This window comes from Klebsiella sp. RCJ4, from assembly GCF_009025755.1.
In the GTDB taxonomy this organism is placed as follows: Bacteria; Pseudomonadota; Gammaproteobacteria; order Enterobacterales; family Enterobacteriaceae; genus Klebsiella; species Klebsiella michiganensis.
In genome coordinates this window covers 95,766-110,375 of record NZ_WCIN01000042.1, presented here as the reverse complement: position 1 = coordinate 110,375, position 14,610 = coordinate 95,766, and the positions used below count along the sequence as shown (strand labels likewise).

Sequence of the window (14,610 nt, the reverse complement as noted above, 5' to 3'; positions counted from 1 at the left end):
AAATGATTCGCTTTGAACAAGTCAGCAAAGCCTATCTCGGTGGGAGACAAGCGCTGCAGGGGGTGACTTTCCATCTGCAGGCGGGCGAGATGGCGTTTCTGACCGGCCATTCCGGCGCGGGGAAAAGTACCCTGCTGAAGCTTATCTGCGGTATCGAACGGCCCAGCGCCGGCAAAATCCTTTTCGGCGGCCATGATATTAGCCGCCTGAAGAGCCGCGAGGTGCCGTTTTTGCGCCGTCAGATTGGCATGATTTTCCAGGACCACCATCTGCTGATGGACCGAACCGTTTACGATAATGTAGCGATCCCGCTGATTATCGCCGGCGCCAGCGGGGATGACATCCGTCGTCGCGTCTCGGCGGCGCTGGATAAAGTCGGGCTGCTGGACAAAGCGAAAAACCTGCCGATTCAGCTTTCAGGCGGGGAACAACAGCGCGTGGGCATCGCCCGCGCGGTGGTGAACAAACCTGCGGTCCTGCTGGCGGATGAACCGACCGGTAACCTCGACGAGGCGCTGTCGGAAGGGATCTTACGTCTGTTTGAAGAGTTTAACCGCGTTGGGGTGACGGTGCTGATGGCGACGCATGACCTGGGGCTTATCTCCAGTCGTCCGTACCGCGTCCTGTCCCTCAGCGAGGGGCATATGCATGGAGGCCACATCGGTGAATAAGCGCGAGGCAATGAACCACATTCGCCGATTCGGCAATCGATTCGACCGTTTCCGCAATGCGGGCGGAGCGGGCGGTAGCGGCGGGCGCAATGCGTCGAAGCGGCCAAAAGCGGCGCCGAATCCGGCTTCCCGCAAGAGCAACGTATTCAATGAACAGGTGCGCTACGCCTGGCACGGCGCGCTACAGGATCTGAAAAGCACGCCGCTGGCGACGTTTCTGACGGTGATGGTGATCGCCATTTCATTGACCCTGCCAAGCGTGTGCTACATGGTCTACAAAAACGTCAGCACCGCGGCGTCGCAGTATTATCCCACGCCGCAAATCACCGTCTATCTGGAAAAAACGCTGGATGACGACGCCGCTGCGCGGGTAGTCGGCCAGCTGCAGGCGGAGCAGGGCGTCGAGAAGGTTAACTATCTGTCGCGCGATGAAGCCCTTGGCGAATTCCGCAACTGGTCAGGCTTCGGCGGCGCGCTGGATATGCTGGAAGAGAACCCGCTGCCGGCGGTGGCGATCGTGGTGCCGAAGATTGATTTCCAGAGCGTTGAAGCGCTGAACACGCTGCGCGACCGCGTGAGCCACGTGCAGGGCGTTGATGAAGTGCGTATGGATGACAGCTGGTTTGCGCGGCTCTCGTCGCTGACCGGGCTGGTCGGACGCGTTTCGGCGATGATCGGCGTACTGATGGTGGCGGCGGTCTTCCTGGTGATCGGCAACAGCGTGCGTCTGAGCATCTTCGCCCGCCGCGATACCATTAACGTGCAGAAACTGATTGGCGCGACCGATGGCTTTATTCTGCGTCCGTTCCTTTACGGCGGGGCGCTGCTGGGGTTCTCCGGCGCGTTTCTGTCGCTGATCCTGTCGGAAATTATGGTCATGCGCCTGTCGTCGGCGGTCACCGAAGTGGCGAAAGTCTTCGGCACGCAGTTTGAACTCAGCGGCTTAGGCTTTGACGAGTGCCTGCTGATGCTGATTGTTTGCTCGATGATTGGCTGGGTCGCCGCCTGGCTGGCAACCGTTCAACATTTACGTCACTTTACTCCCGAGTAGTAAAAATCTGGTATAATCTTTCCCTGCACTGAATATCTCTCTGCAGGGAAAGAGTCCCTGTCGACGCTTCCCTAAACTTCATAACCATGTCACATTTTGTGCGTAATCTATTCACATCATTGCATGGAACTTGTGGATAAAATCACTGTCTGATACTAATGTGAGTGATATTCTCGTTGCTCATCAATGCTGGCATGTTTGTTGCTCCGTTGTGAGGACAGAAAGATGCCAGAAGATATCGATTGAGAGGATTTGAATGACCAAAGATATGCAAACTTTAGCCTTAGCCCCCGTTGGTAACCTGGAATCGTACATCCGGGCTGCTAACACTTGGCCGATGTTATCGGCTGATGAAGAGCGGGAGCTTGCTGAAAAGCTGCATTACCAGGGCGATCTGGAAGCAGCGAAAAAGCTGATCCTGTCTCACCTGCGCTTTGTTGTTCATATTGCTCGTAACTACTCGGGCTATGGCCTGCCGCAGGCGGATCTGATTCAGGAAGGCAACATTGGCCTGATGAAAGCCGTGCGCCGTTTTAACCCGGAAGTGGGCGTGCGTCTGGTTTCCTTCGCCGTGCACTGGATCAAAGCGGAAATTCATGAATACGTGCTGCGTAACTGGCGTATCGTGAAGGTCGCGACCACGAAAGCACAGCGTAAGCTGTTCTTTAACCTGCGCAAAACCAAGCAGCGTCTGGGCTGGTTTAACCAGGATGAAGTCGAAATGGTGGCCCGCGAGCTGGGCGTGTCGAGCAAAGACGTGCGTGAGATGGAGTCACGTATGGCGGCGCAGGACATGACCTTCGACATGTCGTCGGATGATGAGTCCGATAGCCAGCCGATGGCGCCGGTGCTCTATCTGCAGGATAAAACGTCTAACTTTGCCGACGGCATTGAAGACGATAACTGGGAAGAGCAGGCGGCAAACAAGCTGACCGACGCGATGCAGGGTCTTGACGAACGTAGCCAGGACATCATCCGCGCCCGCTGGCTGGACGAAGACAACAAGTCCACGCTGCAGGAGCTGGCAGACCGCTACGGCGTGTCGGCTGAACGTGTACGTCAGCTTGAAAAGAACGCCATGAAAAAACTGCGCGCCGCTATCGAAGCCTAATCTGAGCGCCAGTCCCCCGATAACGCCCCACATTACGATGGGGCGTTTTGTTTTTCTGCCTCCGCCAGCGCCTGCGGGCAGTGCATTTTCAGACACTCAAGCAGGACGTTGAACGCCGGTTCCATCTGCGTTTCCGGCTGCGAAGCAAAACCCATCAACAGCCCTTTCTTCCGCTGCGCCGTCAGGTAATAGCGCGACAGCGGACGCACTAAAATATGGCGCGCGTTGGCATCGCGGGCAATCGCCACGTCATCCGCCTCATCCGGCAAATTCAGGATCAAATGCAGTCCGGCATTATCGCTGAAGTCCGACAGCGCGTGCGGCCCGCAGTGCCGCTGAATCAGCTCGGTCAAAAAGACGCGACGGCGGCTGTAGAGCAGGCGCATGCGGCGAATATGCGCCGAGTAATGACCGGCGTTGATAAATTCCGCCAGCGCCAGCTGAATAAGCGAATGGCCGCCGCGGTAGAGCTCGGCGTGGGCGTTTTTGAGTTCAGCCGCCAGCGGGCGAGGCAGCACGACGTAGCCCAGCCGCAGCCCCGGGTAGAGCGTTTTACTGAACGTACCGACGTAGACCACCGGCGCTTCGGGGACTAAGCCCTGTAGCGCCGGGATCGGCTGGCCGGAAAAGCGAAACTCGCTGTCGTAATCATCTTCCACAATCCAGCTGCCGTGCTGATGGGCCAGGGTGAGCAGGCGCTGTCGGCGCTCAAGGCTCATTACCGCGCCAAGGGGGTACTGATGGGATGGCGTAACGAAGATCAGCCGCGGCGCTTCGGCTATGCTTTCGGGCGGACACAGGCCGCTGGCATCAACCACTACGGGCTCGGCCCGCACTTCATTCATCGCCAGCACATGGCGAATGCCCCAGTAGGACGGCTCCTCCACCCAGGCGAGATCGCCGCGGTCGCACAGCATGCGGGTGATCAGGTCGATAGCCTGGTGGATCCCTTCAGTAATAAGAATTTGATCTGCCTGGCACTGAACGCCGCGCGCTACTCTCAGATAGTCCACCAACGCGTGCTGCAGCTCGGCCGTTCCGCCGTTACAGCTATAGCTGAGCTGTTCGGGTTTTGGACGGCGGCTGATACGCGCCTGGATTTTACTGAACAGCGGGTGGGGAAACGCATTGACGTCCGGTACGCCGGGGATAAACGCCCCCCACTGACGCGGACTGGCGCTGATGTGCCCCAGCAGATGCTGGCCGCGCCGGGAGATGGGCGCGCTGGCTGCTGGCGCAGGGCTGCTTTCACTGGCGCTGCTGGCGGGAAGAAACATATCGGGCAGCGTTTTCGCGACGAATGTTCCGCTGCCGCGACGGGACACGACGTACCCCTCAGCCAGCAATTGTTCGTAAACTGTTAAAATTGTGTTGCGCGACATTCTCAGCTCTCCCGCCAGATCCCGTGAAGGGGGCAGGCGGCTATGGGGCGGGAGAGAACCATCCAGAATGGCGTGGCGAATCGCCTTGTAAAGGCGCTTGTGCAGGAGCGGGTCGGTTTCTTTCTGCAATCTGACCAGCACCAGGTCTGCGATAAGCGAACGCAATTGGATCCCTCAGATAATCTGAATTGGTACTCGATTATAGGGCCAAATCCTGTGTAAATAAACGACATAGTTTCGGATTTGTTGCGATAACGTGACACACATGACAGGAGATTCTCGGTGAAAAGTTCAGAACTGAATCAGCGTCGCCAGCAGGCGACTCCGCGCGGCGTAGGGGTGATGTGCAGCTACTTTGTTGAGAAAGCGGAGAACGCTACGCTGTGGGATATTGAAGGGAATGAGGTGATCGATTTCGCCGCCGGCATCGCGGTGCTGAATACCGGCCATCGCCACCCCAAAATCGTTGCCGCCGTTGAACAGCAGCTGCAGGCCTTTACCCACACGGCTTACCAGATTGTCCCGTACGAAAGCTATGTCACGCTGGCCGAGCGGATTAACGAACTGGCGCCGATTGACGGTCCGGCAAAAACGGCGTTCTTTACCACCGGGGCGGAAGCCGTTGAAAACGCGGTGAAAATCGCGCGCGCTTATACCGGCCGTCCGGGGTTGATTACCTTCGGCGGCGGCTTCCACGGCCGTACGTTTATGACCATGGCGCTGACCGGCAAAGTGGCGCCTTACAAGATTGGTTTCGGCCCGTTCCCGGGCTCGGTTTATCACGCCGTCTACCCTAACGCCGCCCATGGCATTACCACCGCCGACGCGATGAAGAGCCTGGAGCGCATTTTCAAAGCGGATATCGCGGCCGACCAGGTGGCGGCGATTGTGCTGGAGCCGATTCAGGGGGAAGGCGGCTTTAACGTTGCCCCGCCTGAGTTTATGCAGGCGCTGCGCGCGCTGTGCGATACCCACGGCATTCTGCTGATTGCCGATGAAGTACAAACCGGCTTTGCGCGCACCGGCAAGCTATTTGCGATGCAGCACTATGATGTGAAGCCTGACCTGATGACGATGGCCAAAAGCCTGGCCGGCGGTTTCCCGCTCTCCGGCGTGGTAGGTCGCGCCGAGGTGATGGATGCGCCTGCGCCGGGCGGTCTGGGCGGCACCTATGCCGGTAACCCGCTGGCGGTCGCGGCCGCACACGCGGTGCTGGACGTGATTGAAGAAGAACAGCTGTGCCAGCGCGCTGAGCGCTTAGGCAGCCATCTGAAAGAGGTGCTGAATCAGGCGCGTCAAAGCTGCCCGGCGATTGCTGACGTACGCGGCCAGGGGTCGATGGTGGCGGTAGAGTTTAACGATCCGCAAACCGGCGAGCCGTCGGCGGAGATCACCCGTCAAATCCAGCAACAAGCCCAGGAGAACGGCCTGCTGCTGCTGAGCTGCGGCGTCTATGGCAACGTCATTCGCTTCCTCTATCCGTTAACGATTCCGGATGCGCAGTTTACGAAAGCGCTGGATATTCTGGCCCGCGTGCTGAAGGGCTAGTCAGTCTTACATCCAGTTGCGGCGGCAGGGAAGCCCAACAGAAACAGGAAGCCGCAGTCTGGTTATTCATGCTCAGCGTGAGTGGTATTTCACCCTGATATCACCTTTTTTCCGGCGGCGCACGCTGCCGGAATAAAACGGAAAATATTATGTCTGACAACTCCACCTTTTCTCCGGCTCTGACGAGCCGGGAGCGTACCGCTGTACCTGCAAAATCCCTCAGTTTCATTGAAGGCGTGTCGATGATCGTCGGCACCAATATCGGCGCTGGGGTGCTATCCATCGCCTATGCCTCCAGCAAAGCGGGCTTTCTGCCGCTGCTGTTTTGGCTGATTGTGGTCGGTAGCCTGACGACCATCACCATGCTCTACGTGGCGGAATCGACGCTGCGCACGCGTAAGCATCTGCAGCTTAGCGGCCTGTCGCAGCGCTACGTCGGCCGCTTTGGCGCGCTGATGATGTTCCTCTCCGTTTGCGTCAACAGCGTCGGCGCGCTGACGGCTTATATGACCGGCAGCGGTAAACTCCTGCATTCGTTATTCGGCATCTCGCCGGCCCTGGGCAGCGCGCTGTTTTTTATTCCGGCGGCCGGGGTGCTTTATCTTGGCCTGAAGGCGATTGGCCGGGGTGAGAAATTCATCAGTATCGGCATGGTCGTTATGATAACCATTTTGGTTGCCGCGACGTTGCTGAAAGAGACCGCCAGCGTCGGTTATTTGCTGGACGGCAACTGGCTGTATATGGTGCCGGTATTTAACGTTGTCGCGTTCTGCTTCTCCGCGCAATATATCGTGCCGGAGATGGCGCGCGGCTTCGCCGATAAACCGGAGAAGCTGCCGAAGGCCATTATGGTGGGGATGTTATTAACCTTTTGCCTGCTGGCGCTGGTCCCGCTTTCGGTGATTGCATTAAGCGGGCTGGATAATATTTCTGATGTGGCAACCATTTCCTGGGGCAGGGCGCTCGGCGAGTGGGCTTTCTTCTCGGCAAATCTTTTTGCGCTCTGCGCGATGCTGACCTCCTATTGGGGGCTGGGCGGAAGCTTCCTGACCAATATTTTCGATCAGTTTCGCCTGGGCAACGACGAGCAGCCGTTCAAACGCTTTAAGGTGCTGTTAGTGGTCGCCGTGCCGCCTTTTATTCTGGCCTATAGCGGGATGGTGTCCTTCGTGAACGCGCTCTATTTTGCCGGGGTATTTAGCGGGGTGATTTTATCTATCATGCCGATCCTGATCCTCAAAGGCTCGCGTCGGCAGGGTGACATCATCCCCGGCTGGACCTGCCCGGCGCTAATCACGCATCCCTTAATCCAGATCTTCATCGTATTGCTCTATCTTTGCAGCGCCGCCTACGCCATCGCTTCGGCCTTTGGCTACCTGCCTGCGGGCTGGTAGTCGCGTTGCTCATGCCCCCGCGTTCGGTTTATTCCGGCGCGGGTTTTTATTTGTCACTTATCTGTTACATACTCCGCAATTTTATCGTTTCCAATTCTCCTGAATGACGGTATGTTTAGCATAGTGTGCTGCAAAAGCGCAGGCGGCAGACCCTAATCTAACTATCATATGCTTTTCTTATGTATCTAATTAGAATAATGCGCTAATAAACAACATCACAACAAATGCAAAAACCATAATAATGGGGAGCCTCAGGATGAATATGAAGGGTAAAGCGTTACTGGCAGGATGTATTGCCTTAATCATGAGCGGTGCGGCAATGGCCGAAGATATCAAAGTCGCCGTTGTTGGCGCGATGTCCGGTCCGGTAGCGCAGTACGGTGACCAGGAGTTTACTGGCGCAGAGCAGGCCATTGCCGATATCAACGCCAAAGGCGGCATCAAAGGCAATAAGCTGCAGATGGTAAAATACGACGACGCCTGTGACCCGAAACAAGCGGTTGCCGTCGCTAACAAAGTGATTAACGACGGTATCAAATACGTTATCGGCCACCTGTGCTCTTCTTCCACCCAGCCGGCGTCTGATATCTATGAAGATGAAGGCGTGCTGATGATCACCCCGGCGGCCACCGCGCCGGAGCTGACGGCTCGCGGCTATCATCTGATTCTGCGCACCACCGGTCTGGACTCCGATCAGGGGCCAACCGCTGCCAAATACATCCTGGAAAAAGTGAAGCCGCAGCGCATCGCGATTGTCCACGACAAACAGCAGTATGGCGAGGGCCTGGCCCGCGCGGTACAGGATAACCTGAAGAAGGGCGGCGCTAACGTGGTGTTCTTTGACGGTATCACCGCCGGTGAGAAAGACTTCTCTACCCTGGTGGCGCGTCTGAAGAAAGAGAATATCGACTTCGTCTACTACGGCGGCTACCACCCGGAGATGGGGCAGATCCTGCGTCAGTCTCGCGCCGCTGGCCTGAAAACGCAGTTTATGGGGCCGGAAGGGGTAGCGAACGTGTCCCTGTCTAATATCGCGGGCGCTTCTGCGGAAGGTATGCTGGTCACCAAGCCGAAAAACTACGACCAGGTTCCGGCGAACAAACCGATTGTGGATGCGATCAAAGCGAAGAAACAGGATCCAAGCGGCGCGTTCGTGTGGACCACCTATGCCGCGCTGCAGTCGCTGGAAGCGGGCCTGAATCAGTCAGAAGATCCGGCTGAAATCGCTAAATACCTGAAGGGCGCAACGGTCGACACCGTAATGGGGCCGCTCACCTGGAACGAGAAGGGCGATCTGAAGGGCTTCGAGTTCGGCGTGTTTACCTGGCATGCTAATGGTACGGCGACCGACGCCAAATAATTTAACCTGCGCCTTTCACGCCGCAGATGCGTTGTCTGCGCCCCTCAACCCCGGTCACTTACCGATGTAAGCTCCCGGGGATTTCGGGTCTTGACGCCTTTCTGCAACGCGAAATTCTTGGTTAAATCAGTTGATCCTTGCCTCTTCGCATAGGCGAGGAGAAAGGTAAAAGCAAAAAGGCAACGTAAGTTGCCTTTTTTAGTCGGTAGCCCGGGTAAGGCGTTACGCCGCAACCCGGGGAATGCGCCGGAGTTGATGCATTGGTGCGGTTTCTTCCCGGGTCGCGCTGCGCTTACCCGGGCTACAGGCTGGTGCGGTCTGGTTTTTTGTAGCCCGGATAAGGCGTTACGCCGCAACCCGGGAATGTTCAGCCTTCTTTCGCCGATTTATTGCTTTTTTACCCAACCGCCGGTTTGCGCGTTAAAGCCCAGCGCCTGCATAAACGCCGCCATCACGCCGCGGTCTTCCACGTCGGCATCCGCGATGCGCCAGCTGCTGATTTCAGGGTTATCCCTTAGCACCTCTTCCACTAAATATTGTCCGACGCCGCGACGGCGGGTCACTTCACGCACGCACAGCGCGCTGAGTTCGCCCTCAACGCCGTTTAGCGTTACGCGAACCGCGGCCAGCAGGCGCTCATTGAAGCGGGCGGCATAAATACGATGGCTTTCATCCAGAGCCAGCGCCGCAAGATCCTGCGACGGCCAGATTTTACCTAAGTCGATGCGATCCTGATCGCTGAAGTGCTGTAAACGAATAATGGTCAGTTTCATACGCGAGGGTCCAGTCAAAACAGAGGCGTTAGTGTATCCAAATTCCCTGCCAGGCGGAGCGCCGTTTTTTGCCTGTTCATCAGGGGATTCGTTTTCCTGGAAGGAGCAGGGTAGAGCAATTCATCATGGATCGAAAAATAAGCAGAATTTTAACCTGATATGTAGCGTTTTATTCCGCCTTATGTATCGTTATTTTATGCTGTTTACTGGACTTTTTTTGTTTATCTTCCAGCAAATACAGAATATTATCTTTGCTTAATCGCCTGAAAAATAGAGATTTTACTCTGTATTCAGGCAAAAAACCTCGCTAAACCATTAAAGATAATGGTAAAAGTAGCGTTGTTTAATAAAAGTACAGAATGCTTTTTAACCATAAAAATACAAAATATTTACACCACATCACGAACGGGGTTCTGCAGCATGAAAAGGAACGCGAAAACGGTTATCGCGGGGTTAGTCGCACTGGCGATGTCCCAGGCGGCTTTTGCCAAAGATATTAAGGTCGCCGTTGTTGGCGCGATGTCTGGCCCGGTAGCCCAGTGGGGCGATATGGAATTCAACGGCGCGCGCCAGGCGATCAAAGATATTAATGCCCAGGGCGGCATCAAGGGCGATAAGCTGGTTGCCGTGGAGTACGATGACGCCTGCGACCCGAAACAGGCCGTTGCGGTGGCGAACAAAATCGTCAATGACGGCATTCAGTACGTTATCGGCCACCTCTGCTCTTCTTCCACCCAGCCGGCATCCGATATCTATGAAGATGAAGGCATTCTGATGATCTCCCCGGGCGCGACCAACCCGGAGCTGACCCAGCGCGGCTATCAGTACATCATGCGTACCGCCGGTCTGGACTCTTCGCAGGGGCCAACCGCCGCAAAATACATCATGGAAACCGTCAAGCCGCAGCGTATTGCTATCATTCATGATAAGCAGCAGTACGGCGAAGGTCTGGCGCGTTCTGTCCAGGAGAGCCTGAAAAAAGGCGGCGCGAATATCGTCTTCTTCGACGGCATTACCGCCGGTGAAAAAGACTTCTCCGCGCTGCTGGCGCGCCTGAAAAAAGAGAATATCGACTTCGTTTACTACGGTGGCTACTACCCGGAAATGGGCCAGATGCTGCGCCAGGCGCGCTCCGTGGGCCTGAAAACCGTGTTTATGGGCCCGGAAGGCGTGGGTAACGCGTCGCTGTCCAACATCGCGGGCGATGCGGCGGAAGGCATGCTGGTGACGATGCCAAAACGCTATGACCAGGACCCGGCCAACAGCGCTATCGTTGACGCGCTCAAAGCCGAGAAGAAAGACCCGAGTGGTCCGTATGTCTGGATCACCTACGCCGCCGTGCAGTCGCTGGCGCAGGCGATGGACCGGGCCGGAAGCCAGGAGCCGCTGGATTTAATCAAAGATCTAAAAGCTCACGGCGCGAAAACCGTAATTGGGCCGCTGAATTGGGACGAAAAAGGCGATTTGAAGGGATTTGAATTTGGTGTCTTCCAGTGGCACGCGGACGGGTCATCCACCCTCGCGAAATAAGCCATAAGACAAGTTATCCCACCGCCCGTGCAAAGCGGGCGGGTAGAAAAAGGTTACCTTATGTCCGAGCAGTTTCTCTATTTTCTGCAGCAGATGTTTAACGGCGTCACGCTGGGAAGCACCTATGCGCTGATTGCCATCGGCTATACCATGGTGTACGGCATTATCGGTATGATCAACTTCGCCCACGGCGAGGTCTATATGATTGGCAGCTACGTCTCCTTCATGATCATTGCCGCCCTGATGATGGTGGGTATCGATACCAGCTGGCTGCTGGTTGCCGCCGGATTCGTCGGCGCTATCGTGATTGCCAGCGCCTACGGCTGGAGTATCGAACGCGTGGCCTACCGGCCGGTGCGCAGCTCAAAACGCCTGATTGCGCTGATCTCCGCCATCGGGATGTCCATCTTCCTGCAAAACTACGTCAGCCTGACGGAAGGTTCGCGCGATGTCGCGCTGCCGAGCCTGTTCAACGGCCAGTGGACGGTAGGCAGCAGCGATAACTTCACCGCCACTATCACCACCATGCAGCTGGTTATCTGGGTCGTGACGTTTATCGCCATGCTGGCGCTGACGCTGTTTATCCGCTATTCCCGCATGGGGCGCGCCTGCCGCGCCTGCGCTGAAGACCTGAAAATGGCCAGCCTGCTCGGCATCAACACCGACCGGGTGATTGCGCTGACGTTTGTGATCGGCGCGGCAATGGCGGCGGTTGCCGGCGTTCTGCTCGGTCAGTTCTACGGCGTAATCAACCCGTACATCGGCTTTATGGCCGGGATGAAGGCCTTCACCGCCGCGGTGTTGGGCGGCATCGGCAGCATTCCCGGGGCGATGATCGGCGGGCTGATCCTCGGTATCGCCGAAGCGCTCTCTTCTGCCTATCTCAGTACGGAATATAAAGACGTTGTCTCCTTCGCGCTGCTGATCCTGGTTCTGCTGGTGATGCCTACCGGTATCCTGGGCCGTCCGGAGGTAGAAAAAGTATGAAACCGATGCATTTTGCGATGGCGCTGCTGTCCGCGGTGATGTTCTTTATCCTGGCGGGCGTCTTTATGGGCGTGCAGCTGGAGCTTGACGGCACGAAGCTGGTGGTGGATACCGCCGCCGATATCCGCTGGCAGTGGATCTTTATCGGAACCGCAGTGGTCTTCTTCTTCCAGCTGCTGCGTCCCGTTTTCCAGAAAACCATGAAGAACGTCTCCGGGCCGAAGTTTATTCTGCCGGCTATCGACGGTTCGACGGTAAAACAGAAGCTGTTCCTGATCGCCCTGCTGGTTATCGCCGTGGCGTGGCCGTTTATGGTGTCGCGCGGAACGGTGGATATCGCTACCCTGACGATGATCTATATCATCCTCGGCCTGGGCCTTAACGTGGTGGTGGGGCTTTCCGGCCTGCTGGTGCTGGGCTACGGCGGTTTCTACGCCATCGGCGCCTATACCTTCGCGCTGCTGAACCACTATTACGGTCTGGGCTTCTGGACCTGCCTGCCGCTGGCGGGGCTGGTTTCGGCGGCGGCGGGCTTCCTGCTTGGCTTCCCGGTCCTGCGCCTGCGCGGCGACTATCTGGCGATTGTCACGCTTGGCTTTGGCGAAATCGTGCGCATCCTGCTGCTTAACAACACCGAAATAACCGGTGGCCCGAACGGCATCAGCCAGATCCCGAAACCGACGCTGTTCGGCCTTGAATTTAGCCGCAGCGCCCGCGAAGGCGGCTGGGATACGTTCAGCAACTTCTTCGGCGTGAAGTACGATCCCTCCGATCGCGTGATTTTCCTCTACCTGGTCGCTCTGCTGCTGGTGGTGTTAAGCCTGTTCGTGATTAACCGCCTGCTGCGTATGCCGCTGGGCCGCGCGTGGGAAGCGCTGCGCGAAGATGAGATTGCCTGCCGCTCGCTGGGCCTCAGCCCGACGCGCATCAAGCTGACCGCCTTTACCATCAGCGCCGCGTTTGCCGGTTTTGCCGGCACCCTGTTCGCCGCCCGGCAGGGCTTCGTCAGTCCGGAATCCTTTACCTTCGCCGAGTCGGCCTTTGTGCTGGCGATTGTGGTTCTCGGCGGTATGGGCTCCCAGTTCGCGGTGATCCTGGCGGCGGTTCTGCTGGTCGTTTCGCGCGAGCTGATGCGTGATTTCAATGAATACAGCATGCTGATGCTGGGTGCGCTGATGGTACTGATGATGATCTGGCGTCCGCAGGGGCTTCTGCCGATGACCCGTCCGCAGCTGAAGCTGAAAAATGGGCAGGCCAAAGAAGGAGAGCAGGCATGAGTCAGCCATTATTATCCGTAAACGGTCTGATGATGCGTTTTGGCGGCCTGCTGGCGGTCAACAACGTGTCGCTGGAGCTGCGCGAGCGGGAAATCGTTTCGCTTATCGGCCCTAACGGCGCGGGCAAAACCACCGTTTTTAACTGTCTGACCGGTTTCTATAAGCCAACCGGCGGTACCATTATGCTGCGCGACCAGCATCTGGAAGGGCTGCCGGGCCAGCAGATTGCCCGTATGGGCGTAGTGCGAACGTTCCAGCACGTGCGTCTGTTCCGCGAAATGACGGTGATTGAAAACCTGCTGGTGGCGCAGCATCAGCAGCTGAAAACCGGGGTTTTCTCCGGCCTGCTGAAGACGCCGTCCTTCCGCCGCGCCCAGAGCGAAGCGCTGGACCGCGCCGCGACCTGGCTTGAACGTATTGGCCTGCTTGAGCACGCCAACCGGCAGGCCAGTAACCTGGCCTACGGCGACCAGCGCCGTCTGGAGATTGCCCGCTGTATGGTGACCCAGCCGGAAATCCTGATGCTGGATGAGCCCGCGGCGGGGCTAAACCCGAAAGAGACCAAAGAGCTGGACGAGCTGATCGTCGAGCTGCGCAGCCATCACAACACCACCATCCTGCTGATTGAGCACGATATGAAGCTGGTGATGGGCATTTCCGACCGTATTTACGTGGTAAACCAGGGCACGCCGCTGGCCAACGGTACGCCGGAAGAGATCCGCAACAACCCGGACGTGATCCGCGCCTATTTAGGTGAAGCATAATGGTGGTGACGCATAAGATGGAAAAAGTGATGTTATCTTTTGACAACGTCAGCGCGCATTACGGCAAAATCCAGGCGCTGCACAACGTCAGTCTGCATATCAATCAGGGAGAGATTGTCACCCTGATTGGCGCCAACGGCGCGGGGAAAACCACGCTACTGGGTACCCTGTGCGGCGACCCGCGCGCCTCCAGCGGCCGCGTGGTTTTCGACGGTAAAGATATTACCGACTGGCAGACGGCGAAAATCATGCGCGAAGCGGTGGCGATTGTGCCGGAAGGGCGCCGCGTTTTCTCGCGGATGACGGTGGAAGAGAACCTGGCGATGGGCGGTTTTTTTGCCGACCGCGACCAGTTCCAGACCCGCATCAAATGGGTGTATGAGCTGTTTCCGCGCCTGCATGAGCGCCGGGTTCAGCGGGCGGGCACCATGTCCGGCGGCGAGCAGCAGATGCTGGCTATCGGGCGCGCGCTGATGAGCCAGCCGCGCCTGCTGCTGCTGGATGAGCCTTCGCTCGGTCTGGCGCCGATTATCATTCAGCAAATCTTCGATACCATCGAACAGCTGCGCGAGCAGGGAATGACCATCTTCCTCGTCGAGCAGAACGCCAACCAGGCGCTGAAGCTGGCCGACCGCGGCTACGTGCTGGAAAACGGTCACGTGGTGCTTGAGGATACCGGCGACGCGCTGCTGGCGAATGAAGCGGTACGCAGCGCCTATCTGGGCGGGTAGCGAAGACAAAACGCCCGGCATCTGCCGGGCG

At 57.4% G+C, this 14,610-nt stretch carries 13 protein-coding genes; 11 read left to right on the top strand and 2 right to left on the bottom strand.

Annotation, left to right across the window (positions count from 1 at the left end):
• Positions 1-2 precede the first annotated feature (2 nt).
• The 3 genes from ftsE (at position 3) to rpoH (ending at position 2,833) form a co-directional block, all read left to right on the top strand.
• Positions 3-671 (top strand): cell division ATP-binding protein FtsE, encoded by a 669-nt coding sequence (gene ftsE, locus F8562_RS21345; RefSeq protein WP_004106557.1) that lies wholly within the window; start codon positions 3-5, stop codon positions 669-671.
• On the top strand, positions 664-1,722 hold the full coding sequence (gene ftsX, locus F8562_RS21340; RefSeq protein WP_014227095.1) for a permease-like cell division protein FtsX: 1,059 nt from the start codon (positions 664-666) through the stop codon (positions 1,720-1,722). The genes ftsE and ftsX overlap by 8 nt, the downstream gene beginning before the upstream one ends.
• A gap of 256 nt (positions 1,723-1,978) precedes the next feature.
• The gene (gene rpoH, locus F8562_RS21335) at positions 1,979-2,833 is read left to right on the top strand and encodes an RNA polymerase sigma factor RpoH (protein ID WP_004106554.1); all 855 of its coding nucleotides are present in this window, start codon (positions 1,979-1,981) and stop codon (positions 2,831-2,833) included.
• A gap of 32 nt (positions 2,834-2,865) precedes the next feature.
• Here rpoH and F8562_RS21330 read toward each other — a convergent pair whose 3' ends face one another.
• A complete protein-coding gene (locus tag F8562_RS21330; RefSeq protein WP_014839712.1) occupies positions 2,866-4,380 on the bottom strand; it encodes a PLP-dependent aminotransferase family protein in 1,515 nt (504 codons plus the stop codon).
• Between the two features lie 117 nt (positions 4,381-4,497).
• On the opposite strand from F8562_RS21330, the gene F8562_RS21325 reads away from it, so the two are divergent.
• The 3 genes from F8562_RS21325 to F8562_RS21315 all read left to right on the top strand — a co-directional run bounded on the left by F8562_RS21325 (position 4,498) and on the right by F8562_RS21315 (position 8,517).
• The gene (locus tag F8562_RS21325; RefSeq protein WP_014839711.1) at positions 4,498-5,763 is read left to right on the top strand and encodes a 4-aminobutyrate--2-oxoglutarate transaminase; all 1,266 of its coding nucleotides are present in this window, start codon (positions 4,498-4,500) and stop codon (positions 5,761-5,763) included.
• 149 nt (positions 5,764-5,912) lie between these two features.
• Positions 5,913-7,157, top strand: coding sequence for an aromatic amino acid transport family protein (locus F8562_RS21320; RefSeq protein WP_038423782.1), 1,245 nt, complete (start codon positions 5,913-5,915; stop codon positions 7,155-7,157).
• Positions 7,158-7,413: 256 nt separating this feature from the next.
• Positions 7,414-8,517, top strand: a complete 1,104-nt coding sequence (locus tag F8562_RS21315) for a branched-chain amino acid ABC transporter substrate-binding protein (protein ID WP_014227091.1) — start codon at positions 7,414-7,416, stop codon at positions 8,515-8,517.
• A gap of 386 nt (positions 8,518-8,903) precedes the next feature.
• Here the strand turns inward: F8562_RS21315 and panM are convergent, their stop codons facing one another.
• Positions 8,904-9,290, bottom strand: coding sequence for an aspartate 1-decarboxylase autocleavage activator PanM (gene panM, locus F8562_RS21310; RefSeq protein WP_014839709.1), 387 nt, complete (start codon positions 9,288-9,290; stop codon positions 8,904-8,906).
• Positions 9,291-9,710: 420 nt separating this feature from the next.
• On the opposite strand from panM, the gene livK reads away from it, so the two are divergent.
• From livK to livF, 5 genes are read left to right on the top strand one after another with little or no spacing between them, the layout of a single operon-like run.
• On the top strand, positions 9,711-10,820 hold the full coding sequence (livK, locus tag F8562_RS21300; protein ID WP_014227089.1) for a high-affinity branched-chain amino acid ABC transporter substrate-binding protein LivK: 1,110 nt from the start codon (positions 9,711-9,713) through the stop codon (positions 10,818-10,820).
• 60 nt (positions 10,821-10,880) lie between these two features.
• Positions 10,881-11,807, top strand: a complete 927-nt coding sequence (gene livH / locus F8562_RS21295) for a high-affinity branched-chain amino acid ABC transporter permease LivH (RefSeq protein ID WP_094909480.1) — start codon at positions 10,881-10,883, stop codon at positions 11,805-11,807.
• Positions 11,804-13,084, top strand: a complete 1,281-nt coding sequence (gene livM, locus F8562_RS21290) for a branched chain amino acid ABC transporter permease LivM (protein ID WP_014227087.1) — start codon at positions 11,804-11,806, stop codon at positions 13,082-13,084. Before livH ends, livM begins: the two co-directional genes overlap by 4 nt.
• A complete protein-coding gene (gene livG, locus F8562_RS21285; RefSeq protein WP_004855045.1) occupies positions 13,081-13,848 on the top strand; it encodes a high-affinity branched-chain amino acid ABC transporter ATP-binding protein LivG in 768 nt (255 codons plus the stop codon). Before livM ends, livG begins: the two co-directional genes overlap by 4 nt.
• Before the next feature lie 17 nt (positions 13,849-13,865).
• The gene (gene livF, locus F8562_RS21280) at positions 13,866-14,579 is read left to right on the top strand and encodes a high-affinity branched-chain amino acid ABC transporter ATP-binding protein LivF (protein ID WP_004126158.1); all 714 of its coding nucleotides are present in this window, start codon (positions 13,866-13,868) and stop codon (positions 14,577-14,579) included.
• Positions 14,580-14,610 lie beyond the last annotated feature (31 nt).